Origin of the sequence: Pseudokineococcus sp. 1T1Z-3 (assembly GCF_037482365.1) — a bacterium.
Taxonomy (GTDB): domain Bacteria; phylum Actinomycetota; class Actinomycetes; order Actinomycetales; family Quadrisphaeraceae; genus Pseudokineococcus.
The window spans coordinates 726,029-750,763 of record NZ_JBBHZF010000026.1; the positions used below are offsets into that span (position 1 = coordinate 726,029).

The 24,735-nt window shown below is 77.5% G+C and carries 18 protein-coding genes and 1 pseudogene; 5 read left to right on the forward strand and 14 right to left on the reverse strand.

Annotation, left to right across the window (positions count from 1 at the left end; all coding sequences use genetic code 11):
• Nucleotides 1-16: 16 nt before the first annotated feature.
• Nucleotides 17-1,384 (reverse strand): glutamine synthetase family protein, encoded by a 1,368-nt coding sequence (locus WDV86_RS15445; RefSeq protein WP_339568530.1) that lies wholly within the window; start codon nucleotides 1,382-1,384, stop codon nucleotides 17-19.
• 282 nt (nucleotides 1,385-1,666) lie between these two features.
• Between WDV86_RS15445 and WDV86_RS15450 the strand changes: the two genes are divergently transcribed.
• The 5 genes and pseudogenes from WDV86_RS15450 (at nucleotide 1,667) to WDV86_RS16295 (ending at nucleotide 7,301) form a co-directional block, all read left to right on the forward strand.
• On the forward strand, nucleotides 1,667-3,448 hold the full coding sequence (locus WDV86_RS15450) for an NAD+ synthase (protein ID WP_339568531.1): 1,782 nt from the start codon (nucleotides 1,667-1,669) through the stop codon (nucleotides 3,446-3,448).
• Complete coding sequence (gene panB, locus WDV86_RS15455) at nucleotides 3,445-4,314, forward strand: 3-methyl-2-oxobutanoate hydroxymethyltransferase (protein ID WP_339568532.1); 870 nt, start codon at nucleotides 3,445-3,447, stop codon at nucleotides 4,312-4,314. Before WDV86_RS15450 ends, panB begins: the two co-directional genes overlap by 4 nt.
• Nucleotides 4,315-4,415: 101 nt before the next feature.
• Entirely contained in the window at nucleotides 4,416-4,853 is a 438-nt protein-coding gene (locus tag WDV86_RS15460; protein ID WP_339568533.1) for a hypothetical protein, read from the forward strand.
• A gap of 86 nt (nucleotides 4,854-4,939) precedes the next feature.
• Nucleotides 4,940-6,643, forward strand: a complete 1,704-nt coding sequence (locus WDV86_RS15465) for a sensor histidine kinase (protein ID WP_339568534.1) — start codon at nucleotides 4,940-4,942, stop codon at nucleotides 6,641-6,643.
• A pseudogene (locus tag WDV86_RS16295) lies at nucleotides 6,640-7,301 on the forward strand (response regulator transcription factor). The gene WDV86_RS15465 and the pseudogene WDV86_RS16295 overlap by 4 nt, the downstream one beginning before the upstream one ends.
• Nucleotides 7,302-8,180: 879 nt before the next feature.
• Here the strand turns inward: WDV86_RS16295 and WDV86_RS15480 are convergent.
• The 13 genes from WDV86_RS15480 to pgsA form a co-directional block, all read right to left on the reverse strand.
• Nucleotides 8,181-10,604, reverse strand: coding sequence for a hypothetical protein (locus WDV86_RS15480; protein ID WP_339568537.1), 2,424 nt, complete (start codon nucleotides 10,602-10,604; stop codon nucleotides 8,181-8,183).
• Entirely contained in the window at nucleotides 10,601-12,505 is a 1,905-nt protein-coding gene (locus WDV86_RS15485; RefSeq protein WP_339568538.1) for an ABC transporter ATP-binding protein, read from the reverse strand. The genes WDV86_RS15480 and WDV86_RS15485 overlap by 4 nt, the downstream gene beginning before the upstream one ends.
• Nucleotides 12,505-13,830, reverse strand: coding sequence for a glycosyltransferase family 4 protein (locus WDV86_RS15490; protein ID WP_339568539.1), 1,326 nt, complete (start codon nucleotides 13,828-13,830; stop codon nucleotides 12,505-12,507). Before WDV86_RS15490 ends, WDV86_RS15485 begins: the two co-directional genes overlap by 1 nt.
• On the reverse strand, nucleotides 13,827-15,164 hold the full coding sequence (locus tag WDV86_RS15495; protein WP_339568540.1) for a glycosyltransferase: 1,338 nt from the start codon (nucleotides 15,162-15,164) through the stop codon (nucleotides 13,827-13,829). Before WDV86_RS15495 ends, WDV86_RS15490 begins: the two co-directional genes overlap by 4 nt.
• Complete coding sequence (locus WDV86_RS15500; protein WP_339568541.1) at nucleotides 15,151-16,497, reverse strand: glycosyltransferase family protein; 1,347 nt, start codon at nucleotides 16,495-16,497, stop codon at nucleotides 15,151-15,153. The genes WDV86_RS15495 and WDV86_RS15500 overlap by 14 nt, the downstream gene beginning before the upstream one ends.
• A gap of 116 nt (nucleotides 16,498-16,613) precedes the next feature.
• Complete coding sequence (locus tag WDV86_RS15505) at nucleotides 16,614-17,378, reverse strand: class F sortase (protein ID WP_339568542.1); 765 nt, start codon at nucleotides 17,376-17,378, stop codon at nucleotides 16,614-16,616.
• Entirely contained in the window at nucleotides 17,362-18,456 is a 1,095-nt protein-coding gene (locus tag WDV86_RS15510; RefSeq protein ID WP_339568543.1) for a hypothetical protein, read from the reverse strand. The genes WDV86_RS15505 and WDV86_RS15510 overlap by 17 nt, the downstream gene beginning before the upstream one ends.
• 167 nt (nucleotides 18,457-18,623) lie before the next feature.
• Nucleotides 18,624-19,862 (reverse strand): hypothetical protein, encoded by a 1,239-nt coding sequence (locus tag WDV86_RS15515; protein WP_339568544.1) that lies wholly within the window; start codon nucleotides 19,860-19,862, stop codon nucleotides 18,624-18,626.
• A gap of 144 nt (nucleotides 19,863-20,006) precedes the next feature.
• Complete coding sequence (gene pdxS / locus WDV86_RS15520) at nucleotides 20,007-20,963, reverse strand: pyridoxal 5'-phosphate synthase lyase subunit PdxS (RefSeq protein WP_339568545.1); 957 nt, start codon at nucleotides 20,961-20,963, stop codon at nucleotides 20,007-20,009.
• A 154-nt stretch (nucleotides 20,964-21,117) separates the two neighbouring features.
• On the reverse strand, nucleotides 21,118-21,792 hold the full coding sequence (locus tag WDV86_RS15525; protein WP_339568546.1) for a hypothetical protein: 675 nt from the start codon (nucleotides 21,790-21,792) through the stop codon (nucleotides 21,118-21,120).
• A gap of 11 nt (nucleotides 21,793-21,803) precedes the next feature.
• Entirely contained in the window at nucleotides 21,804-23,117 is a 1,314-nt protein-coding gene (locus WDV86_RS15530; RefSeq protein ID WP_339568547.1) for a glycosyltransferase family 4 protein, read from the reverse strand.
• A complete protein-coding gene (locus WDV86_RS15535) occupies nucleotides 23,114-24,073 on the reverse strand; it encodes a phosphatidylinositol mannoside acyltransferase (protein ID WP_339568548.1) in 960 nt (319 codons plus the stop codon). The genes WDV86_RS15530 and WDV86_RS15535 overlap by 4 nt, the downstream gene beginning before the upstream one ends.
• Nucleotides 24,070-24,690: a phosphatidylinositol phosphate synthase gene (pgsA, locus tag WDV86_RS15540; protein WP_339568549.1), complete on the reverse strand. Its 621-nt coding sequence runs from the start codon at nucleotides 24,688-24,690 to the stop codon at nucleotides 24,070-24,072. The genes WDV86_RS15535 and pgsA overlap by 4 nt, the downstream gene beginning before the upstream one ends.
• Nucleotides 24,691-24,735: the final 45 nt, after the last annotated feature.

Consider the following 24,735-nt stretch of genomic DNA (forward strand, 5'->3'; position numbering starts at 1 on the left):
TGCCTGCTCGACGCGCTCACAGCCAGGGCAGGAACCGCCGCAGCTCGAACGGGGTCACCTGGGCGCGGTAGTCCACCCACTCGGCCCTCTTGTTGCGCAGCACGTGCTCGAACATGCTCTCCCCCAGCGTCTCGGCGACCAGCTCGCTGCCCTCGGTGAGGGTGATGGCGTGGTCGAGGCTGGCGGGCAGGGGCGTGATGCCCATGGCGCGGCGCTCGAGGGCGCTCAGCAGCGAGACGTCCTCGTCGACGCCGTCGGCGAGGGGGTACTCCTCCTCGATGCCCTTGAGGCCCGCCGCCAGCAGCACGGCGAAGGCCAGGTAGGGGTTGGCGGCGGCGTCGATGCCGCGGTGCTCGACCCGCGCGGACTGCGCCTTGCCCGGCTTGTACCGCGGCACCCGCACGAGCCCCGAGCGGTTGTTGTGGCCCCACGCGACGTCCGACGGCGCCTCCGCCCCGCCCCACAGCCGCTTGTAGCTGTTGACGAACTGGCTGGTGAGCAGCGAGGTCTCGGGGGCGTGGCGCAGCAGGCCGGCGATGAAGTGGCGGGCGGTCGTGCTCAGCTCGTACTGGGCCCCGGGCTCGTGGAAGGCGTTGCGGTCGCCCTCGAAGAGCGAGAGGTGGGTGTGCATGCCGCTGCCGGGCTGGTCGACCAGCGGCTTGGGCATGAACGTCGCGTAGATGCCCTGCTCGAGGGCGACCTCCTTGACGACCGTGCGGAAGGTCATGACGTTGTCGGCGGTGGTGAGGGCGTCGGCGTACCGCAGGTCGATCTCGTTCTGCCCCGGGCCGCTCTCGTGGTGGCTGAATTCGACGGAGATGCCCATCGACTCGAGCACCGAGATGGCGGCGCGGCGGAAGTCGTGGCCCGCGCCGCCCGGCACGTGGTCGAAGTAGCCCATCGTGTCCACCGGGACGGGCGGGTGGACCGGCCCGCGGCCGTCGCCGATGCTGTCGGCGGGGCTGCCCTGGAAGAGGTAGAACTCGACCTCGGGGTGGGTGTAGAAGGTGAAGCCCCTCTCCGCCGCGCGGGAGAGGGTGCGCTTCAGGACGTTCCGCGAGTCGGCCAGCGCCGGCTCGCCGTCGGGGGCCAGGACGTCGCAGAACATCCGGGCGACCTTGGTGCCGCCGTCGGACTGGCGCGGCGGCAGCACCTGGAAGGTCGAGGGGTCCGGCCGCGCGATCATGTCGGCCTCCGAGCGCCGCGCGAGCCCCTCGATCGCGCTGCCGTCGAAGCCGATGCCCTCGGCGAAGGCCCCCTCCAGCTCGGCGGGGGCGATGGCCACCGACTTCAGGCCCCCGAGGACGTCGGCGAACCACAGCCGCACGAAGCGGATGTCGCGCTCCTCGACGGTGCGGAGCACGAACTCCTGCTGACGGTCCACGCCGTCCCCTCCCTCCAGCGCCCTCTCGGGCGCTCGCGTCGTCCCGGCGTCGTCGCCCGGCGCATCCTGCCAGCGGACGGCGGTGGCAGGCGCCTCCGGAGCCAGTCCGGTGCCTCGACGTACCGTCACGCGGGCACGACCGGGCGACCCGGCCGGCGCCGGAGCGCTGCTCGAGGTCCCGGTGACGCTCGCCGCGCCGGCCTGGGCCTCGTGCCGGCGCTGCGGACCGGCGGGAGGAGCGTCGCCAGGAGCCGGCAGCGGCCTGCTGGCTACTGTGGCGCCATGCCCAGCCTGCGCCTCGCCCTGGCCCAGGTGGACACGACGGTCGGGGCCCTCGCGGCCAACGCCGACCGCGTCCGCCGGGCTGCCGCCGACGCCGTCGCCGCCGGGGCGGACCTGCTCGTCCTGCCGGAGATGGCCCTCACCGGCTACCCCGTCGAGGACCTCGCCCTGCGGCGGTCCTTCGTCGACGCCTCCCGCGCCGCCCTGCGGCAGCTGGCCGCCGACCTCGACGCCGACGGGCACGGGGACCTGCCGGTGCTCGTCGGCTACGTCGACCGTGCCGAGGGACCTGTCGCCGACGGCGTGAGCAGCGCGGGGCGCGGGCAGCGGGAGGGGACCGGACCCGAGGTGCCGAAGGGCCTGCCGCAGAACTGCGCCGCGCTGCTGCACCGCGGCGGGCGGGTCGGCCGGTACGCCAAGCACCACCTGCCCAACTACGGCGTCTTCGACGAGTTCCGGCTCTTCGTCCCGGGGCGTGACCTGCTGGTCGCGCGCGTGCGCGGCGTCGACGTCGCCGTCGCCATCTGCGAGGACCTCTGGCAGGAGGGCGGTCCCGTCGCCGCGGCGCGCGAGGCCGACGCCGAGCTGCTCGTCGTCCTCAACGCCTCGCCGTACGAGCGGGCCAAGGACGACACCCGGCTCGCGCTGTGCCGTCGCCGCGCCGCCGAGGCCGGCGCCGTCCTCGCCTACGTCAACGCCGTCGGCGGGCAGGACGACCTGGTCTTCGACGGCAGCTCGCTCGTCGTCGCGCCGGACGGGGAGGTGCTCGCCCGCGGCGAGGCCTTCGCCGAGCAGCTGCTCGTGCTCGACCTGGACCTGCCGGCCGGCCCGGGCGCACCGCCGCAGGTCGAGAGGGTCACGCGCGTCGTCGTCGGCGAGGAGCCCTCCCCCGCCCGCACCCCCGTCGAGGCGCCGCTGGCGCAGCCCCTGGAGGACCTCGCCGAGCTCTGGGGCGCCCTCGTGCTGGGACTGGGCGACTACGTGCGCAAGAACGGCTTCCGCCAGGTGCTCTTCGGGCTCTCCGGCGGCATCGACTCGGCGGTGTGCGCGGCGCTGGCCGTCGACGCCCTCGGGCCGGGCGGCATGGTCGGCGTCTCGATGCCCAGCGGGTACTCCACCGAGCACTCGCGCACCGACGCCGACGACCTCGCGGAGCGGCTCGGCGTCGACTACCGGGTCCACCCCATCGCCCCGATGGTCGACGCGTTCCTCGCCAACGTGCCGATGAGCGGCGTGGCGGAGGAGAACCTGCAGGCACGCGTGCGCGGGACCCTGCTCATGGGCATCTCCAACTCCGAGGGCCAGCTCGTGCTGACGACGTCGAACAAGAGCGAGCTGTCGGTGGGGTACTCGACGATCTACGGCGACTCGGTGGGCGGCTACGCCCCGCTCAAGGACGTCGCCAAGACCGACGTGTGGCGCCTCGCGCGCTGGCGCAACCGGGAGGCGGAGCGCCGCGGCGAGCGGCCGCCGATCCCCGAGGCGTCCATCACCAAGGCGCCGTCGGCCGAGCTGCGTCCCGACCAGACCGACCAGGACTCCCTGCCGGAGTACGACGTGCTGGACGCGCTGCTGGAGGACTACGTCGTCCGGGCGCGGGGTCGTTCGGAGCTGCTGGAGGCCGGGCACGCCGAGGGCGACGTCGCCCGCGTCGTCGGCCTCGTCGACCGGGCCGAGTGGAAGCGGCGCCAGGGGGCGCCCGGCACCAAGACGACGTCGGTCTCCTTCGGCCGGGACCGACGGCTACCCGTCACCACGCACTGGCGCGAGGAGGACGCATGAGCGAGACCGCACCTGCCGCAGGGGAGTCGACCGAGGCGGCCGGGGTGCCGCAGCCGCCCCGGCCGCGGGTGGTCCGGACGACCACGTTGCGGCGGTGGAAGGACGAGGGCCGGCGGTGGGCCATGCTCACGGCCTACGACGCGCTGACGGCGGCGGCCTTCGACGAGGCGGGCGTCCCGGTGCTGCTCGTCGGGGACTCCGCGGCCACCACGGTGCTCGGCCACGGCAGCACCATCCCCGTGACGGTCGAGGAGATGCTCGTCCTCGTGCGCGCCGTCGCCCGCGGCACCCGCCGGGCGCTCGTCGTCGCCGACCTGCCCTTCGGCAGCTACGAGCGGGGCCCGGAGCAGGCCGTGGCGTCCGGGGTGCGGATGCTCAAGGAGGGCGGCGCGTCGGCCGTGAAGCTGGAGGGGGGCACCCGCGTCGCCGCGAGCGTGCGGGCCCTCGTGGACGCCGGCGTCCCCGTCATGGGCCACGCCGGCTTCACGCCGCAGTCCGAGCACGCCCTCGGCGGGTACCGCGTCCAGGGCCGCGGCGAGGAGGCCGAGGAGGCCCTGCTCGCCGACGTGCGCGCCCTGCAGGAGGCCGGCGCCTTCGCCGTCGTCCTGGAGATGGTGCCCGCGCCGCTGGCCGGACGGGTCGCGAGGGCGGTGGACGTGCCCGTCGTCGGCATCGGCGCCGGCGCCGACGTCGACGCCCAGGTGCTCGTGTGGACGGACATGGCCGGCTGGGGCGACGGCCGGGTGCCGCGCTTCGTGCGGCAGTACGCCGACCTGCGCGGGCAGCTGGCCGCGGCGACGCGCGCCTACGTCGACGACGTCGAGAGCGGCGCCTTCCCGGCGCCCGAGCACTGGTTCGACGCGTGAGCAGCCGGGCGGCGCGGCCCCGCGAGCCGGGTCGCCCGTGATGAGAGACCTCTCACGCCGCTCTCACCCATGACGCGGTGAGGGGGAGCACAGTGCTCCGCATGGGACGACGGACGATCCTGCCGCTGCTCGGGGTGCTCGTGGTGACCGTGGCCGGAGCCCTGCTGGCCGGCGTGGTGCCCGGCGACGGCGACGCGCCGTCCCTCGGGGAGCCCGTGCTCGCCGGGGAGCAGCCGACCTCGGCACCGGTGCCTGCCGAGGCGCCCTCGCCGTCGCCCTCCCCCTCCGCACCGGCGACGTCGCCGGAGCCAGGGCAAGAACCGGTCCCCGAGCCCACCTCCGACCCGGCGCCCGAGCCGCCCCCGCAGCCAGCGCCGGCCCCACCGCCCGCCCAGGAGGCCGCGCCCCCTCCCGTCGCGCCCGACCCACCCGTCCCCTACGACGACGACTGGGACGACGACGACTGGGACGACGACGATGACGACGACGCGGACGACGGTGGGGATGACGACGACGACGCGGACGACGACGACGACTGATGCCCGCGACGAGGGAAGGCGCCAGGACGATGGAAGGCGCCAGGACGATGGAAGGCGCCAGGACGGGGCCAGGGAGCACACCACCGGTGGACACGTCGCGCTCCCGCAGCAGCGCCCCGGACGGGGCCGCCACCGCACGCACGGCGCCCGTCCCCGGCCTCGACCGCTCCGACGCCGGCGCTGAGCACCAGGAGGCCAGCGACCACGACCTCACCCACCGCGTGGGTGCAGCCGAACCCGGCCCGACGTCGGCCGGGGCGCGACCACCTCTCCCGTGGCGCCGGCGTCCACGGCAGGAGCCGCGCCGCCGTCCGGGGATCGCTGCACGGGTCCTCCTGACGGTCGTCGCCGTCGCCGGCGCCGGGATGCTCGTGGCGGGCGGTGTGGCGCTGTGGGTGCAGGAGCAGGCCGTGGAGCGTCGGGTCGACGCCTCGCTGGCCCAGGAGGTCGACGAGCTGCGGGCGCTCGCGGCGACCCAGGCGGGGGGCGAGCCGTACACCGACGTCGAGGCCCTGCTGGACGACGCCCTGGTGCAGACGGTCCCCGACGGCGACGAGGGCGTCATGGTGCTGCTCGACGGCACCGTGCCCTTCGTCCTCCAGGGCGAGCGCGGCATCCGCCCCGAGGAGGTCCCGGAGCTGCGGGCCGACGTCGACGCGGTCGACCCGACGGCCACGATCCGCCTGCGCACCGTCGAGGGCACCGTCGCCGGCGAGCTGCGCGAGCTGCGCTACGTCGCCGTGCCCGTGACCGTGCCCGGTGACCCGCGGCAGGGCTTCTTCGTCACGGCGGTCGACCTCGACAGCGCCCGGGCCCAGGTGCGTGACGCCGCGGACGCCTACCTCATCACCTCGATCGCGGCCCTGGGGCTCGTCGCCCTCGCCGGAGGAGCCGTCGCCTCCCGGCTGCTGCGGCCGGTGCGTCTGCTCTCGCGCACCGCGCGGCGCATCACCGAGGAGGACCTCTCCGAGCGGATCCCCGTGCGCGGGGGCGACGAGCTGTCCGAGCTGACCCGGACCGTCAACAGCATGCTCGAGCGGCTGGACCGCGCCTTCGCCGGGCAGAGGCAGCTGCTCGACGACGTCGGCCACGAGCTGCGGACCCCGCTCACCGTCGTCCGCGGCCACGTCGAGCTGATGGACGCCCGCGACCCCGCCGACGTCGAGGAGACCCGCGAGCTGGCCCTGGACGAGCTGGACCGCATGCACCGGCTCGTCGACGACCTCGTGCTGCTCGCCCGCTCCGGCCGGCCGGACTTCCTGCACTGGGGCGACGTGGAGGTCGACGCCGTCGTCGAGCGGACCCTCGAGCGTGTGCGGGCCCTCGGCGACCGGCGCTGGCGCCTCGACGCCCGCAGCGGCGTCGTCGTGCGCGGGGACGGGCAGCGGCTCGTGCAGGCCCTGATGCAGCTGGCGTCCAACGCCGTGCGCCACACCGGGCCCGAGGACGAGGTCGCGCTCGGCGCCGCGGTGGAGCTCGACGTCGTGCGGCTGTGGGTGCGCGACACGGGCCCGGGGGTGACCGAGGCGGACAAGCAGCTGATCTTCGAGCGGGCGGCGCAGGGCCGTCACCTCGGGACGTCCGTCGGGCCGGCGGCGCACGGGGCGGCGGGCCACGACGGCTCGGGGCTCGGGCTGGCGATCGTCTCGGCCATCGCCGAGGCCCACGGCGGTCGGGTGACGCTCGCGAGCACGGTCGGCGCGGGCGCCGTCTTCGCCGTCGAGGTCCCGCTCGGGGACGCGGGCGCGGCCGAGGGCGGCGACGACGACGGGCGAGGTGGTCGTCCGTGACGGTCGTGCTGGTCGCGGAGGACGAGCCGCGCATCGCCTCCTTCGTCGCCAAGGGGCTGCGCTCGGCGGGCTACACCCCGCAGGTCGTCGGCGACGGCGCCAGCGCGCTGGAGCACGCGCTGAGCGGCGACGTCGCGCTCGTCGTGCTCGACATCGGCCTGCCGGTGGTCGACGGCTTCGAGGTGCTGCGCCGGATGCGCGAGCAGGGCAGCAGCGTGCCCGTCGTCGTCCTCACCGCCCGCAGCTCCCTCGACGACACCCTCGCGGGGCTGGCGGGGCCGACGACTACATGGCCAAGCCCTTCCGCTTCGAGGAGCTCCTGGCCCGGATCCGCCTGCGGCTGCGGGAGTCCCGCCCGGAGCCGGCGACGTCCCTGCGCGCCGGCGACGTCGAGCTGGACCTGCGCACCCGTCAGCTGTCCGTCGGCGGCGGCGAGCCGAAAGACCTCTCCGCGAGGGAGTTCGGCCTCGCGGAGACGTTCTTGCGGCACCCCGGCCAGGTCATGACCCGCGAGCAGCTGCTGGCCCGGGTGTGGGGCTACGACTTCGACCCGGGCTCCAACGTCGTCGACGTCTACGTCGGCTACCTGCGCCGCAAGATCGGCGCCGGGCGGCTGACGACCGTCCGGGGCATGGGCTACCGGCTCGACGTGGGCTGAGCGAGGACCGCTGCTCCGGTGGCCCGGTCGAGCGGCGGCCCGACCGAGCGTCCGCGGGCGGCGCCGGGGCACCAGCCCAGGGCGGGACGCCCGCGCCCGTCCGGCGACCGTCCCGCGACACGTGGGACGCGGAGCAGGGACGTCGGTCGGTGCCGCCTGCTCGTGCTCCGGGGCGCCGCGGTGCCGGTGGGCGGTCGGGGTGAGCCCGTGGTGGCGGGTGAAGGCGGCGCTGAGGGCGCGGGGGGGGTGCTGTGGCCGACGCTCCGAGCGGCAGAGGTCAGGGTGGCGCCCTCCCGGCAGGCGGCCATCGCCTCCCGCAGGCCCGGGACGGCCGCGGTCGGTGCCGGTCAGGCCGTGGTCGACGTGCACCGCGTGCCGCGGGCACGCCGAGAGCCGCCAGCGCATCGCCCGGGACGACGAGGTCCCGTCCGTCGGGGGACACACGGGCGTACCCGGCGAGCAGTGCGGTCATGACGGTGCTCCAGAAGGGGTGGCCGTCCCGGAGCGTCCTCGCACCGAGGCCGGCAGCGGCCCACGGGCCGCCGACGCCGACCACGAGTCGACGTCGCGAGCTGTCGCACGTCAACGTGTCGACATGGGCGTCGAGCCGCTCATCGCCGACAGCACCCGCAAGCACGGCGTCAGCGACGAGGACCCCAGGCGGCGGTACCTGTCGACGCCGGGTCGAGCGGGGCCTCGAAGAGGACCAGACCCCCCGCCGGGAGCCCCTCGGCGACGGCGCGCAGGACGACCGCGCACCCCGAGGAGTGAGCGCACAGGGTCGCCCGGCCGGCGGCGGCGTCGACGAGCGCGTCGAGGGCGGCCAGCTCGTCGGCCAGCTCGACCCGTCCCGGGCGGACGCTGTCGGCGCGACCGACCTCAGGCCGCTGCGACCCGGAAGGCGTGGACGGCGACGAGCCGGACGGCCGTCACCTCGCGCAGCACCGCGGTGCGGTGCTGCGCGTCGGGCCGCGCGAGGAGCGGGTGGCCGCCCGCGGCCAGCCCGCGGCGCACGCCGCCGGCCAGGGCCCGTGCGGCGCGACGACGGTCTGGCCGACGCGCGACGAGCAGGTCCAGGTGGGCGAGGAGGTTCGCGACGTCGGCGGCCGGGTCGGCGAGGGCGGCGGTGTCCCAGTCCAGGAGGGTGACCTGCGCCGACGCGCCGCCCACCCGTGGCTCCCGCCCGCCCGCACGGGGCCACGGCCGGGACGGACCGCCGACCCCCCGGACGAGCACCTGGCCCTCGTGGAGGTCGCGGTGGGACGGGACCGGCTCCGCGTCGGGCAGGCCCGCCAGGGCCTCGAGCGCCCCCTCGCCGCGGCGCTCGAGGTCCCGGGCCGCCCGCCCCCGCACCGCTCCCGCGGCCCGCGCGGCGGCGCACCAGCGGCGCGTCGTCGTCGCCTCGTCCGCACGGGTGTGGACGGGCAAGGAGAGCGCAGCCGGGTCGGGCGCGCCGCTCAGCGCCAGGACGGCCAGCGCCGTCCCCAGGACGGCGCCCGCCCGCCCGCAGACCGCGTCGGGGGCCGAGGCCAGGAGCGCGTCCAGCGGGTGCCCGGGCGCCGCGTCGAGCACCACGACGCCGTGCGCCGGGTCCCCCAGCATCCCCTCGACGGCGTCGAGCCGCTCCAGCGCCCGCCGGGTCGCCGACGCCCGGGCGACCTTGACGAACCGGCCGTCGGCGAGCCGCACGACGGCGCGCCGCCCTGTCCGGTGGCCCACCACGCGGGTGCCCGGCTCGGCCCGCCACCGCGCCAGGTCCGGCAGGGCCGGGTCGGCCCGCAGCACGCTCAGCCGCCCGTCCTCGACGACGCCGCCCAGCACCTCCTCGGCGCCGCCGGGCTCCGGGGACCGGAGCAGCTCGACGACAAGGTCGGGCCCGGGCTCGCGCAGGTCCGCCGGCCAGGCCCGCCGCAGCCGCAGCCGCGAGCCGTCCTCGTCGACCAGCGCCGGCAGGCGCGGCCCCACGTCCGGGTCCGGCCCAGCAGCGGCACCCGGCCCACCAGCGAGACCCAGCCCACCAGCAAGACCGAGCCTACCAGCAAGACCGGACCCACCAGCAAGAGCCGACTCACCAGCGCGGTCGGAGAGGTGCGCGGGCGCGTCGTCGAGGGCCGCCTCGGCCGTGCCCAGCAGCTGCTCGACGGTCGCGGCCCACCCGGGGCGACGTCGCCGGAACGGCTCGACGGCGCGCAGGAGGTGCGCGGCGGCCCGGACGGGCGCAGGGACCGGCCGGGCGTCCAGCGGCACCGGCTCGGCGCCCGGCTCGACGGCGCGCTGGGCCGCCTCCCACGTGGCGGCGTCCCAGCCGACCGGCCACGGCCCGTGCCGGTCCCAGTCGACGACGCAGGCCCGGTCGCCGTCGACGACGACCTGGTCGGGCGACAGGTCTCCGTGCGCCGGCGCTGCCGGCAGCGCGGCGAGCAGCGGGCCCAGCCGCTCGGCGAGCGCGTGCGCCCGCCTCCCCCACCGGTCGTCGAGGGCGGCGACCCCCTCGGCGGCGCCCCGGACGTCGGCGGCGACGTCGACGAGGTGCGCCGACGCTCCGGCCTGCGCCGGCAGGGCGCGGGCGAGGGCCGCCACGACGACGGCCGTGCCGTCCGCGCGCCGCCAGACCCGTCCGCGCTGCCACGCGACCAGCTCGACCCGCCCGCCCTCGTGCAGGCGCAGCAGCACCGGGCAGGCGCCGGGGCCCCCGTCCGGGACGGGGTCCAGCCGCCCCACCCACCGGCGACCGGGGTTGTAGGACAGCGTCGTCGCCCGGACCCAGGTGCTCGGCGGCGCGTCGCCGCCGAGCCCGGCGGCCGCGGCGTCCTGCGCGCGGGCACCCCGCAGGACCCGGCGCAGCCGCACGGGGACCGGTCCGGGGCGCACCCGGGCGAGCCGGGGCAGAGCCCGGTCGGCGACGACCGGGGCGAGGACCACCTGCTCGTCCTCGCGCACGACCGCTGCGACGCCGACCTGCCGGGCGACGGCGAGGTCCTTGGCCGACTTCTCCTGCCACTGGTCCGCGGCGTAGGCGGTGACGAGGAGGCGGAGGGCACCCCCGTCTGAGGTCGCCGGGTCGTGCGCGGGCACGACCACCGACGCCCGCACCGACGCGCCGGGCTTGACCCGCAGCCGGTCCACGCGCGCGCCCCGGGCGGACGCGCCCGGCGCGAGCAGCGGCAGCAGGGCCTGCTCCAGCCGGGCGGGGTCCAGGAGCAGCCCGAGCCCGGGGAGGTCGGGGTTGCGGGCCAGGACGGCACGGTCGGCGACGGCGTCGCCCGCGCGGCCGCAGGGGAGCGGCTCGGCCCCGGCGCTCACCGGCGGCCTCCGGGCCCCGCCGGCTCCGCGTCGCGCGAGGCCGGCGCTGCCGCCGTCCGCCCGGCGGCGTCGTCCGGGGGGCCGCCGGCGCCCTCGACGGGCCCGCCTCCCGGCCCGACGGGCCGCTCGCCCACCGGGGCGGGTGCCTCGACCAGCAGGCCGTCGCGCAGCTCCACCACGCGGTCGACCTTCGAGAGCAGCGCCGGGTCGTGCGTGACGAGCAGGGTCGTGCGTCCCTCGGCGAGCTCCATCAGCGCGTCGAGCACCTCGGCGGCGCTGGTGGCGTCCAGCCCGGTCGTGGGCTCGTCGAGGAGCACGAGCGCCGGGTCGCGCACGAGCGCCCGGGCGACGGCGACGCGTTGTCGCTGCCCGCCGGAGAGGGTCGCCCCCCGCTCGGCCACCGGCGAGGCCGCGCCGTCGGGCAAGGAGTCCACGAGCGCGCCGAGCCCCGCGCGTCGCAGGGCGACCTCGGCCTCCTCGTCGGTGACGCCGAGGTTGCCCAGCCTGACGTTGTCGGCGAGCGTCCCGCCCATGAGCACCGAGTCCTGCAGGACGACCGCCGTCGCCTCGCGCAGGCTCGCCCGGGTCAGGTCGGCGACGTCGTGCCCGTCCACGCGCACCACGCCGTCGGCGGGGTCGAGGAAACGCAGCAGCACCTGGAGGAGCGTGGACTTGCCCGCTCCGCTCGGCCCGACCACGGCCACGCGCTCGCCGGGGCGCACCCGCAGGTCAGCCCCCCGCAGCACCGGCTCGCGGCCCGGGTAGCCGGCGACGAGGCCGACGACGTCGACCGCCCCCCGCTCGCCGGCCGTCGTCGCCGGCAGGGCGCGCGCCCACGAGCGGTCCTGCTCCGGCTCGGCCCGGTCGAGCGCGTCGGCGATGCGCTCGCCGGAGGCGCAGGCCTTGGCGATGCGGCCGGTGTGCTTGGCCAGGTCGCGCAACGGCTTGAAGGTGGTCTTGAGGTAGGTGAGGACGATGACGAGCTCTCCCGGGGTGATCGCCCCGGTGACGACGCGCCAGCCACCGATGCCGAGCACGAGGGCCGTGGCCAGGCCGACGAGGAGGTCGGTGCGCCGCTCCAGGCCGGCCGTCAGCCGCTTGGTCCTGACGCCGTCCTTGACGCCCTTGGCGTCGGCGGTGCGCAACCGGTCCCCGAGGTGGCCGACGAGCCCGTAGGCCTGCACGGTGCGGACGGCGGCGAAGGACTCGCCGGTGTCACCGGCCAGCTGCCCCTCCGTCGCGCGCTGGCTGCGGGACGCACCGGTGATCTTGCCCGCCGCCGTCCGTCCCGAGAGCAGCAGCAGCGGCAGGACCACCAGCACCACCGCCCCGAGCAGCAGGTCCAGCCACAGCACGACGCCGACCATCGCGACCACCGTGACGACGTTGGCGACGAGCGGCAGCCCGGCGGTGACGGCGACCTCCTGGACCCGTCCGACGTCGCCGACCATCCGGTTGACGAGGTCGCCGCTGCGGGCGCCCTCGTGGAAGGACAGCCGGGCGCCGAGCAGGCGGTCGTGCAGGTGCGAGCGCAGCCGCGTCGTCACCCGGGCACCGACGAGGGCGAAGGCGACGGTCGAGACGTACGCGGCCCCCGCCCGCAGCGCCGCGACGCCGAGGACGGCGACGCCGGCGGTGACGAGCAGCTCCACCGTGCCACCGGGCACGCCCTGGCCGGTGACGGCGGGGATGACGCCGTCGATGACCCAGGCGACGGGGATCGGCTCGAGCAGCCGGGCGGCGACCTCCAGGAGGACGGCGAGCAGCCCACCGGCGACGAGCAGGCGGGAGCCCGCGACGTGCGGGCGCAGCACGCCGAGGGTGCGCCGCAGCGCACCCGGCGCGGGCAGGGAGACCGGGCCGGGTGCCTTCGGCGGGCGGGGCGTGCGTCCGCCCGGCATCAGCCCCTCCCTCCCCCGACGGGCGCGGGCGTGCGCACGGACGTCGGCGCAGGTGCCTGCGGCAGCCTCGCCCGGGCCCGGCGCGCGGACCGCTCGTCGTGGCCGGTGGCCGCGGCCTCGAGCGTGCGCCCGACGACCTCGTGCCACCCGAAGCGCTCGAGCGCGGCGGCGCGGCCGCGGGCGGCCAGCCTGGCGCGCAGGGCCGGCTCGCGCACCAGACGGCCCAGCGCCGCGGCCAGGGCCGGCCCGTCCCCGGGCGGCACGAGGAGCAGCTCGTCCCGGCGGAAGAGGGAGGGCACGTCGGCCACCGCGGAGGCCACCACGGGCAGGCCGGCGGCGAGGTACTCGACGAGCTTGAGCGGGGAGAAGTACGTCTGCCCGCCCGGGTAGGGCGCGGCGGCGACGTCGCAGCGGGCGAGCAGCCCGGGGACCTCGTGCGGCGCGACGGCGCCGGGCGCCTCGACGTCGACCCCGGCGGCGGCCGCGCGGGCGAGGACGGCCTCGCGCGTCGGCCCGTCGCCGACGAGGAGCAGCCGTACGGCGTCGCCCGAGCGGGCCACCGCGGCGGTCGCCTCGACGAGCTCCTCGAGCCCGTGCCACGGCCGGAAGGTCCCGACGAACCCGACGACGAGGGGCTCGGCGTCGCCTCGCTGCCGCGGCCCGCCCGTCACGGTGAACCGGTCGGCGTCGACGCCGTTGGGCAGCACGAGCACGTCGCGCCCGGCCATCTCCCGGGCCCACGTGGCGACGGCCGCGCTGACGGCCACGACCACGTCGGCGGCGCGCAGCGCCCGCTGGGTCGTCGTGACGGCGAGCGTGCGGTCCACGAGCACCCGGTGGCGCTCCTGCTCCTCGACCAGGGGCGCGTTGACCTCCAGCGCGGTGGTGGCCCCGGCGGCGGCGGCGCGCTCCAGGACTGCCGCGCTCCACAGGCCGTAGCGCTGGTAGACCAGCGGCGCCGGCCCGCCGGAGGTGGCCTGCTCGGCCACGGCCTCGCCCACCAGGCGCGCCACCAGGTCGCCCGCGCGGGCGTCGAGCGCCACGAGGGCGCGCTCGGACGCCGCGGGGCCGTCGGCCCTCGGCCGGCCCAGCTCGTGCACGACGACGTCCTCCAGCCCCTCGGGGGCCTCGCCGCCCAGCCGGGCGGCGACGAGGTGCACCTCGTGCCCGCCGGCCCGGGCGCGGCGGACGAGGTCGCGCAGCACCTCCTGCACGTGCACCGAGCACCCCTTGCGCCCGTAGGCAGGCACGCCCGGGTCCAGGACGACGTAGACGACGGCGCCGACCTCGCCGGTGGCCGTGCCTGGGCGGCTGAGCGCGCTCACCGGGCTTCCCCGGTGCCCACGGCGGCGCGCTCGGCAGCCACCTGCTCGGTGAGGGCGCGCAGCGACGCGGCCTGGACGGTGACGTCGAAGTGCTCCTCGACGTGCGCGCGTCCGCGCCGGGACAGGCGCTCGCGCTCCTCGCCGTCGGCGAGCAGCCGGGCCAGGGCGGCGGCGAGGGCCTGAGCGTCCCGTTCGGGCACGAGCACGCCCGTCTCGCCGTCGAGGACGGCCTCGGGGATGCCGGTGACCGGCGTGGAGACGACGGGGCAGCCGACGGCGAGCGCCTCCAGGACGACGGTGGGCAGGCCGTCTCGGTCGCCGTCCTCGGCGACGACGCACGGGGCCGCGAAGACGGCGGACGTGCGCAGCAGCTCGACGACGTCGTGCTGGGGCAGGGGGCCAGGCATGTCGACGACGTCCACCAGGCCGAGCGAGGCGGCCTGCGCCCGCAGCGCGGCCTCCTGCTCGCCGGCCCCGACGAGGCGAAGACGCACGTCGGTGCCGCGGGCGCGCAGCAGCGCGAGCGCGTCCAGGAGCACGTCGAAGCCCTTCTTGGGCACGAGCCGTCCGACCGCGGCGACGACGGCGGGCCGCTGGGCCGGGCCGGACCACGCGAGCTCCTCCAGGTCCAGGCCGTTGAAGACGCGCTGGAGCCGAGCCTGCGGGTGACGCTCGGCCAGCCAGGCGGTCGTCATGTCGCTCACCGCGACGACGCCGTCGGCCGCCGCGAGCACGGCGCGGAGCCGCTGCGGGTCGACGTCCTCGTGGAAGACGTCCTTGGCGTGCGCGGTCGTCGTCCACGGCAGCCCCGTGAGCAGCGCGGCGAGGCGTGTGGTGCGGGCGGGCAGCGAGGCGAAGTGGGCGTGCAGGTGGGTGACCCCCTCCTCCAGCGCCCAGCGGGCGACGAGGGCGCCCTGGGCGGCGACGCCGGGCTCCTCGTCCAGCATGGCCCGGAGCGTCTGGTCCGTGACGTCCGGGCGTCCGGCTGCGGCGGCCGCGGCCCGGACGTCGGCGAGGGCGGCCCACATCCGGGCGAGGCCGCCGCGCTCGTCGGAGGCGATCCAGGCGACGGGGGCCCGGACCTGGGCGAGCAGGGCGTGGAAGCGGGGGTCGCGCTGCGGCCGGAGGCTGGCGATGGTGAGGTCCTCGCCGGCGGCCTCGCGGGCCAGGACCTCGCGGACGACGAAGGTCTCGGAGAAGCGCGGGTAGGCCTTGACGACGTAGCCGACGCGCGGCCGCGGGGCCGCGGGCCCCGGCGTCGTCGACGCGGTCTCGTCGCCGACCGGCGCGGAGCTGCTGGCCGCCGTCGTGGTGGTCGGGTCAGACAGCAGCACGGTGGCCCTCCCAGGCGTCGGTGTCGTCGTCGGTGCCGGTGGCAGCGCTGGTGCTGGCCGGTCTGGTGGTGGCCGGTCTGGTGCTGGCCGGGCGGGACGGTGCGGCTGCCGGGCGGGCAGGCGAGCGGCGGGTGGCGCCGACGAGCTGGTCGGCTCGGCGGCGGACGGTGCTCAGGCCGTCGAGCTGCAGGGACGAGCGGTCGGTGCGTCGCCCCACGGCGCCGCGCAGCCAGGCGGTGACGCGGGCCGCGCTGACCTCGTCCGGCAGCATGACGTCGAGGGCGCCGCGAGCCTCCAGCGCGCGGGCCCGGACCTCCTGCTCGCGCCGGGGGTGGGTGCGGGGGACGACGAGGGCGGGCACGTCGGTGGCGAGCAGCTCGCCGACGGTGTTGGCGCCACCCATGGCCACGACGGCCTCCGCCCCGGCGGCCCAGGCCGCGCAGTGCTTGCTGAAGCGGACGACGTGCAGGTCCCCGCGGGCCGCGCCGGCGGCGCGCAGCTGCTTGAGGTCGGCCTCGGGCAGCTGGGGTCCGGCGACGAGGACGAGCGTCGTGCCGGGCGGCGGGACCGAGGCGGCGACGGCGCGGGCCAGGGGCGCGCCGTCCTGGCCGCCGCCGGCCACCCCCAGGACCCAGCGGTTCCCCTCGACGGGCGGCCGCGCCCGGGCCGCCTCCCTCGAGAGCCGCCCCTCGGAGAGGTAGCCCACGTGCCGGCACCGGGCGACGACGTCCGGCGCCATGCCGGCGGCCTCCGGCAGGTCGTGCACGCTGCGGTCGCCGTAGACCCACACCTCGTCGTAGCACCGGCGGACGGCCTCGTCGCCTTCCTCGGAGGCCCACTGGGACCTCGTGGAGCCGGGGTCGTCGAGGACGTCGCGCAGGCCGAGCACGGTGTGCGTGCCGGCGGCGCGCAGCAGGGGCAGGGCGTCGGCGAGCTCACCGCCGAAGCCCCACGGCGCCTTGTCGACGACGAAGAGGTCGGGGGTGAAGGACCGCAGCGCGGTGGCGAGCGTGGCCCGGCGCAGGTCGACGACGTCGCCGAGGTCGCCCCGCAGCGCACGGGGGGCGTACCGGCCGTCGCCGTCCTTGCGGACGCCGGGCAGCACGAGCACGTCGACGCCCTGCGGCCGCGGGAAGAGCCCGGCCTCGCTCGCCCCGGAGAGCACGAGGACGTCGGCACCGAGACCGTGCTCCTCGTCGGCGAGGACCTCGGCGAGCGCCAGGTTGCGGCGCAGGTGCCCGAGGCCCTGGGTGTCGTGCCCGTAGAGGGCGACGCGGGGACGCCTCGGCGGCCCGCCGGCACGTCGGGCGGACAGAGGGGTCGTGGTGGCCATGGCGACGACCGTCGACCCGCGCGGTGACGGGCCCATGAGCCGCCCATGAGGGCCTTCTCATGAACAGGGGGTGAACGAGGCAGCGTCCCGCCGCCGCGCGTCGTGGGCGGGCGTCGTCAGCCGGAGGTGGCGCCGAGGCGCTCGGCGGTGACGACGAGGTTCTCCGTCGAGCGCGCCCCGTCCTCGCGCTGGAAGCAGGTGATGAGGACGAGCCGGCCCGGGCTGACCTGCCAGACGGCGTCGGCGGCGGGCAGGGCGTCCTTGCCGTAGCGAGCGACGCCGGTGACGGCGTACTCGACGGTGCCCGAGGGGCTCTCGACGGCGACCACGTCGCCCTCCTCGAGCGTGCTGCCCTCGAAGTCGTCGTCGAGCAGCGGGTCGAAGGCCGCGTCGCCACGGCTCCAGGAGTGCGCCGCGATGTAGACGGTGTTGTCGGGCGCGCTGGCGCCGGCCCCGGGCTCCCCGTAGGGAGAGATCCAGTACGCATCCGTCATGGTCGGCGGGTTGATGGCGCCCTGCTCGGGCTCCAGCGCGTGCACCGGGAGGTCGAGGTCGACCGCGGGGATGCGCAGCCGGACGTCGGCGGGTGCGTCGAGAGCGGCGACGGCCGTGGGCTGCGGCTCGTGCTGGACGGGCGCCGGCAGCCCGCGCGGCTCGTTGTCCCAGGTCGACGGTGTGGGCTCCGGTGCTGGCTCCGGGGCAGGGCTCGCCGTGACGACCTCGGGCTCGTCGCCGACGAGCCCGGTGACGACGAGGGCCGCGCCCGGCACCGCCAGGGCGAGCACCAGGGCCAGGGCCCAGACGCGCCGCGGCGGGCGCCGGCGTCCCCGGGGGGAGACGTCGGCGCCCGCCGCGGACGGCGTCTCAGGCCCCGTCGTCACGACGCCGGGACCGCAGGGCCACGGCACCCGCGCCGGTCGCGAGGACGAGCAGCCCGGCGCCGGTCGCGACGAGGCCGCCGTCGACCCCGCCGCCCTCGACGCCGGTGTTCGAGCGCAGGCCAGGGTTCTGAGGGGCGGGGTCCCGGGGGGCCGGCTGGGCCGGCGGCGCGGGTGCCGCCACCAGGTCGACGGGCACGAGGGCCGCGCCGGTGACGGAGGGCAGCGTGGCCAGGTCCTCGGGCAGGAGCGACACGACGAGCAGGTAGTCCCCGGCCTCCAGGTCCGCCGACGGGGTGACCGTGGCGCTCCCTCCCCCAGGAGCCACCTCCACCGTCGCGTTGCCGAGGAAGTCCTCCGTCAGCTCGAGCAGCTCCTCCTGATCGAGCTCGCCGCCCGAGAGCTGGTCGTCGGCGGGGACGAGGAGCACCCCCTCCGCCAGCAGGGTGCTGAGCCCGAGCGTCGCGAAAGAGCCCTCGGCGGGCACCTCGACCGAGAAGGCGGTCCCGGCCGTGGCCGTGAGCGGCTCCTCGCCCAGCGAGGCGGCGACGAGCTGGCCGGTCAGCGACACGGGGGCCGCGCCGTCGACCACGTCCAGGGGCAGGACGGTCGTCACCGGCGCGCCGGGCAGGTCTGAGGACTCCAGCCCGTCGACGACCACGACGACCTCGCCGTCGGGGTCGAGCGCCGCCACCTCGGGCGTGACGTCGAGGACGAGCCCGCTGTCGCCGACCGTCACGGGGACCTCCGGGCCGGTCGCCGACCCGCCGGAGGCGAGCGCGTCCGCCTGGTCGCTGCCCACCGCGAACGCCGTCAGGGTGGCAGGCGCGACGACGGCGTCGGAGAGCGTCACGGACACCGCAGCGGCCGAGGCGGGCGCGGGGATGAAACCGCTCTGGAGCAGCGCCGGGTCGGCCGGGACGGGCACGAGGCTCAGGTCCAGCTCGTCCGCGGCGGGGTCGAGCACCACGGTCCCCGTCGTGTCGGCTGCCGCGCTCGGTACGGCGAGCGCGAGCGCGGTGACGGCGGCCAGGGCGACGAGCCCGGTGGAGGCAGTTCCTCGAGACGTGGTGCGGTGCATGGATGGCCCTCTCGGGTCGGAGCGGGCCCGTGCCCGCGGCAGCCGGAGCCTAGCCGGGGAGGTGTGCGCGGCCGAGGGTTCGGCGGGTGTGATCGGCGTCGCACAGACCCACGAGCGTGGCGCCGACGCCTCCAGCAGGAGGCGCCGGCGCCGGCCTGGGCGACCTCTCAGGCGCGGGCGCCGCGGCTCCTGGTCCGCAGGGCCAGCACGCCCGCGCCGCCCGCCAGGGCGAGCAGGGCCGCACCGCCCGCGACGAGGCGGCTGTCGACCCCGCCGCCCTCGACCCCGGTGTTGGAGCGCAGGCCCGGGTTCTGGGCCGGAGGCGCCGCCGTCACCGTGACGGTCGGCACGGGCTCGGGAGCCGCGGTCAGCTCGACGTCCGCCGAGACGCTGGCGACGAGGTCGAGCCCGGACAGGTCGCCGGCCTCGAGGTCTTCGAGCGGAGGGTCGAGGAAGGTGACGTCGAGGCCGTAGTCGCCGGGCTCTGCGCCCTCGGGCAGGACCACGGACGCGGTCGCGCCGTCGCCGGAGACGGTGACCTCGAGGTCGACGAGACCGTCGGAGCCGTCGTCGGTCTCGTCCTCGGACACGGCGGCAAGACCTGCGACCCCGAGCCCTGCCAGCCCCGCAGGGTCGTCCACCCCGGCTGGCTCGTCCAGCACCGCCTCGAGGTCGACGAGGGTGATCTCGGCGTCGCGCAGGTCCAGGCCGAGCGAGCGCACGAGGCCGTCGGCGGGCAGCTGCAGCTCGAGGTCGTCACCCGGCTCGAGGACCACGGGGTCGGGCAGGAAGCCGCCGGCCACGCCGACGCCCTGGAGGACGAGCGGGCCGGTGAAGGTCTCGTCGGGCTCCGTGTCGAGCAGGACGGAGGTGGTCAGCACCTGGTCGGGGAGACCGACCAGGCCGAGCCCGGCCACCACGAGCGCCCCGACGCCGTCCTCGAGGAGGTCCTGGTCGAGCGTCTCCACGGCGCCCGCGTCGACGGTGACGGTGACCTGCCCGTCGTCGGTGGTGGTCGTCAGGCCGGCGCCCTCCGCGAGCAGGGGCGGGTTCTCCGGCGTCTCGCCGACCTCGACCGCGAAGGAGTCCTCGACCGTCAGGAAGGCCGCGGTGACGCCCGGGGCCAACGGGGCCACGGAGCCAGGCAGCTCGAGGACCACCTGGCCGTCCTCCCCCGCCGCGGCGCCCTCGGGCAGGGGCAGCACGCCGTCCTCGGCGTACTGCTCGAGGAGGTCCTCGTCGGCGGGTGACGGGGAGAGCAGGGCGAAGGTCGCGTCTGCCGGGGGCTCGAGGGCGACGGGGACCGTGGCCGCCGCCGCGCTCGGCGCGGCGAGCGCGAGCGCGGTGGTGGCGGCCAGGGCGACGAGCCCGGTGGAGGCCGCTCGTCGAGACGTGGTGCGGTGCATGGATGGCCCTCTCGGGTCGGAGCGGGCCCGTGCCCGCGGCGCCGCGACCCTAGCCCGGAGCACAGGTCCCCCACAGAAGAAGTGACCACGATCACCGCAGACCGGGCGACGCCCCTTCCGAGGGCGGTCGCGGGCCGCGCGGGCTCACCAGCCGCGCGTGGCGAGGCGGTGCGGCTCGGGGATGGCGTCGACGTTGAGCCCGACCATGGCCTCGCCGAGGCCGCGGGAGACCTTCGCGACGACGTCGGGGTCGTCGTAGAAGGTCGTCGCGCGCACGATCGCGGCGGCGCGGTCGCCGGGGTTGCCGGACTTGAAGATGCCGGACCCGACGAAGACGCCCTCGGCGCCCAGCTGCATCATCATCGCCGCGTCGGCCGGGGTGGCGATGCCGCCGGCGGTGAAGAGGACGACGGGCAGCTTGCCCGCCGCGGCGACCTCGGCCACGAGCTCGTAGGGCGCCTGCAGCTCCTTGGCCGCGACGTACAGCTCGTCGCTGCTCATCGAGGTCAGGCGGGCGATCTCGGCGCGGATCGTGCGGATGTGCCCCGTGGCGTTGGAGACGTCGCCCGTGCCGGCCTCGCCCTTGGAGCGGATCATCGCCGCGCCCTCGGTGATGCGCCGCAGCGCCTCCCCCAGGTTCGTCGCCCCGCAGACGAAGGGGACCGTGAACCGCCACTTGTCGATGTGGTGGGTGTAGTCGGCGGGCGTCAGCACCTCGGACTCGTCGACGTAGTCCACGCCGAGGCTCTGCAGCACCTGTGCCTCGACGAAGTGGCCGATGCGGGCCTTCGCCATGACCGGCACCGAGACGGCGTCGACGATGCCCTGCACCAGGTCGGGGTCGCTCATGCGGGCGACGCCGCCCTGGGCGCGGATGTCGGCCGGGACCCGCTCGAGGGCCATGACGGCGACGGCGCCGGCGTCCTCGGCGATCTTGGCCTGCTCGGGGGTGACGACGTCCATGATGACGCCGCCCTTGAGCATCTCGGCCATGCCCCGCTTGACCCGGGCGGTGCCGCGCGCCGCGCTGTCGCGGGCGGTCTCGCCGGGCCCGAGCGGGGGCTGGCCGGCGGCGGGCTGGGTCGTCTCGGGCGTGGGCACCGGTACCTCGCAGGGTCGTGGTTCGGGGTGTCGTCGTGCACCGTCATGGTAGGCCCGCCGCACCTGGCCCGGCCGCCACGACGGGGCGAGGCAGCACCCCCCCGGACCCGTCCCGGGTGGTCCCAGGCGCAGGTCGTCCCAGGCGCAGGTCGTCTCAGCCGAGGAGCCCAGGCGGTGGCGCGTCGTCGACGTCGAAGGTCCGCGGGCTCGGGGCGCGCCCCGCGAGCCGGGCCCAGCGCACGAGCCGGGTCCCGCGGCGACGGGCCACCTGGGTCTGGGCGGCGTTGGAGATGTGCCGGGCGAGCACGAGCCGGTGGCACGCCGTCGCGAGGTCGCCGAGCAGCCCCTCGGCCTCCGGGCGCGAGCGCAGGTCGTCGAGGACGTCGGGCGTCAACGCCGCGCGCAGCGCCGCCGTGAGGTCGCCCTCGGCCCGCGCGCGGTCGGGCGGAGGCGGAGGGCTGGCGACCTGCTCCCCCGGCGCCTGGCCCGGCGCCTGGCCCGACGCCTGGCCCGACGACGTCTCCCCGCCGCCGAGCGCCTCCGCGGCCGCGGCGGCCAGCAGCACCGAGGCGGCCGGGTCGAGCAGCCCGCTGCGGGCTAGCCGGTCGGTCGCGGCGGCCCGGCGCACCAGCTGCTCGGCGAGGGCGGCGCGAGCCCCGTCGGCGCGGCGGTGGAGCCGGTCCAGGCGCCGCGCGGCCGTGCTGAGGACGAGCGTCGCCAGCGCCAGCGCCAGCACGAGCGCGCCCACGAGCACGAGGACCCGGAGGTCGACGACGACGGCCCACCGCTCGTCCACCCCGGGGATGGTCGCCGCCCCTGGACCCGTCACCGCCGAGGGGCTCACTCCCCCACCCCCCGCCAGGCCCCCCGGCTCGCCCCGCCGCGTCGAGGGAGCCCCGGGGCGACCGCGCGGGCCCGTCGGACCAGCCGGGAGCGCCAGCGCCGGTGCGACGGGACGAGCACCACCTCCTGGCCTGCGCTGCTTGGGTGCGCCGGCAGCGCCGACAGCCCGGCCCCCGCCCGCTCGCCCAGCAGCACCGTCTCGTAGACGGCCAGCAGCTCGCGTGCCACGACCGACCAGTCGTAGCGGCGCACCGCCACGCTCGCGGCCTCGCGGCGGGCGGCCGTCCCCCTCTCGTCCTCCAGCGCGGCCGAGACGGCGGCGGCGAGGGCACCGGCGTCGCCGACTCCCGCGAGGGCCCCGAGCCGGCCCTCGTCGAGGACGCGCCGGAAGGCGGGCAGGTCGCTCGCGACGACCGGCGCTCCGGCCGCCATCGCCTCGACGAGGACGACGCCGAAGCTCTCCCCGCCCGTCTGCGGCGCGACGTAGACGTCCACGGAGGCGAGGAGGGCCCGCTTGCCGGCGTCGTCGAGCGCCCCGAGCCGGACGACCGCCGCGGCGTCCTCCGGGGCCAGCGCGCGCAGGGCCTCGCCGTCCCCGGAGCCGGCGACGAGCACCCGCAGCCCGGGGTGGCGCCGGCGCAGGGCGGGCAGCGCGGCGGCGAGGACGGCGAGGCCCTTGCGCGGCTCGTCGAGGCGGCCGAGGAAGGCCAGCGTCGGCGAGCCGCCCGCGCGCCGCCCGAGCCACTCCTGCCGGGGCGGGACGCCCGCGAAGTCCGCGACCCGGACCCCGTTGGGGACGACGACGGCGTCCCCGCCGAGGTGCTCGACCACCGTGCGACGGGCGTCCTCGCTGACGGCGACGCGGGCGGCGACCCGCTCCAGCCCGGGACGCAGCATGGGCTGGGCGGCCAGCAGGGCCCTCGAGCGCTCCAGCGCGCTGTGGAAGGTGGCGACGACGGGGACCTCGGCCGCCAGGAGGGCGACCAGCCCGATGCTCGGCGCGGCGGGCTCGTGCACGTGGACCAGGTCGAAACGGCCCACCTCCAGCCAGCGCCGCACCCGCGCCGCCGCGAGAGGACCGAGGGCCAGGCGCGCGACCGAGCCGTTGTAGGGCACGGCGACGGGCCGGCCGACCAGCTGCAGGTCCACGGACGCGAGCCCCGGGTCGTCCCAGACGGTGCCGTCCTCCCCCGGGGCGAGGACGCCGACGGTGTGGCCGAGGGCACCGAGCGCCCGGGCCTGGTCACGCACGTGCAGCTGCACGCCGCCGGGGACGTCGACGGCGTAGGGGCAGACGACGCCGACCCTCACGCGGCCACCGGGCGAGGCCCTGCGCCTGCGGAGGCCTGCCTCGCGCGAGGGGGGAGCAGCACCGGGGACAGGACGTGCCAGTCCTGCGGGTGGCGGGAGATGGCGGCGCCGAGGAGGTCGGCCAGGGCCTGCGTCGTCGCGGTCACCCGCTCGCCCCGCGGGCCGGAGGTGGCACGCTCGACACGGTGCGCACGGCCGGCGACGACCCACCCCCCGGGGGCGGCGGCGTCGCGCTCGTACCAGGACTCCAGGACGAAGAGCCCGCACCCGGCCAGGTCGGCCAGCGCCGCCGCCCCCGAGGCGACGCGCGCGCGCCCGCCGAGCAGGTCGACCTCGACGGCGGCCCCGCCGAGGTCGCGGTCGACCAGGAGCGGCACGAGGTGCCCGGCGCGCAGCCGCCGCACGAGCTGCGGCAGCGGCGGGGCGCCCCCGGTCAGCGGCAGGGCCTCGACGCCGACGGCGGCACGCGCGGCGACGAAGGCGTCGTAGACGGCGGCGGGCTCGACGCGCTCGGCGACCGTCGTCGTCGGCGCGAGGTCCAGCGCGGCGTAGGCGCCCGCGACGTCCCAGCTGGCCGAGTGCGAGAGGGCGACGACGGCGCCGCGGCCGGTGGCCAGCTCGGCCCGCAGCTCCTCGAAGGCGACGGGCCGGTAGGCGGCGCGGCGGCGCTCCTCGCTCCAGGAGCCGAGGCGGAACAGCTCGACCCAGTACCGGGCGTAGGAGCGCAGCGCCGCCCGGAGCAGCCGCCGCGACGCACGCCGGCCCAGGCCCGGCCGGGCCGCGTCGAGGTTGGCGGCCAGGGCTCGGACGCCGCCGAGGGCTGGAGCCCGCCGGATGCCGGGGGTCCCCGAGGCGACCCAGACGACGTCGGCCAGCCCGGCGGCAGCGCGGTGGGCGAGCGTCTCGGGCAGGGCGCCCACCGCCCGCCAGGTCAGCAGCAGCGGGTGCGCGCTCATCGGACGGTCGGGCGCGAGGTCGCCTGGCGGTGGACGACGGCGACCCGCTGGCCGACCGTCACCGCGCTCAGCACGGCGAGGACGCCGAGCGTCACCGTCATGAGGAGCGTCGGGGCGCCGAGCCCGACGAGGAAGGTGGCGACGAGGACGGCGACGAGCCGGTCGGCGCGCGCCGCGACGCCGACGTCGGCGCTCAGGCCGAGCCCCTCGGCGCGGGCCTTGGCGTAGGAGACGACCGAGCCCAGGACGAGGCACACGAGGGCCAGCACCCCCGCGGTCGCGTCCTCCCCCGCCCCGAGGAACCACAGCGCCACGCCCAGGAAGATGGCGGCGTCACCGACCCGGTCGAGCGTGGAGTCCAGGAAGGCCCCCCACGGGCCCGTGCGCCCGAGCTCTCGGGCCATGGCGCCGTCGAGGGTGTCCGAGAGCACGAAGACGGTGATGACGAGCGGCCCGGCGACGAGGTGCCCGGCCGGCAGCAGCACCAGCGCCGAGACGACGACGCCGAGCGTCCCGAGGACGGTGACGACGTCCGGGCTCACGCCGCGACGCACGAGCGCACGCGCCGTCGGGGCGAAGACGGCGGCCATCACGGCCCGGGCGTAACGGCTCAGCATCGTGGTCGAACCCTAGCCAGACCGGCGCGCCCGGCCGGCCAGGCG

What these genes read in the sequence shown, in the direction of transcription:
- pgsA (WP_339568549.1), bottom strand. Translation starts at nt 24,690, where the DNA reads ATGCTGAGCCGTTACGCCCGGGCCGTGATGGCCGCCGTCTTCGCCCCG.
- WDV86_RS15485 (WP_339568538.1), bottom strand. Translation starts at nt 12,505, where the DNA reads ATGCCGGGCGGACGCACGCCCCGCCCGCCGAAGGCACCCGGCCCGGTC.
- WDV86_RS15515 (WP_339568544.1), bottom strand. Translation starts at nt 19,862, where the DNA reads ATGCACCGCACCACGTCTCGACGAGCGGCCTCCACCGGGCTCGTCGCC.
- WDV86_RS15500 (WP_339568541.1), bottom strand. Translation starts at nt 16,497, where the DNA reads ATGGCCACCACGACCCCTCTGTCCGCCCGACGTGCCGGCGGGCCGCCG.
- WDV86_RS15460 (WP_339568533.1), top strand. Translation starts at nt 4,416, where the DNA reads ATGGGACGACGGACGATCCTGCCGCTGCTCGGGGTGCTCGTGGTGACC.
- WDV86_RS15510 (WP_339568543.1), bottom strand. Translation starts at nt 18,456, where the DNA reads ATGCACCGCACCACGTCTCGAGGAACTGCCTCCACCGGGCTCGTCGCC.
- WDV86_RS15450 (WP_339568531.1), top strand. Translation starts at nt 1,667, where the DNA reads ATGCCCAGCCTGCGCCTCGCCCTGGCCCAGGTGGACACGACGGTCGGG.
- WDV86_RS15535 (WP_339568548.1), bottom strand. Translation starts at nt 24,073, where the DNA reads ATGAGCGCGCACCCGCTGCTGCTGACCTGGCGGGCGGTGGGCGCCCTG.
- panB (WP_339568532.1), top strand. Translation starts at nt 3,445, where the DNA reads ATGAGCGAGACCGCACCTGCCGCAGGGGAGTCGACCGAGGCGGCCGGG.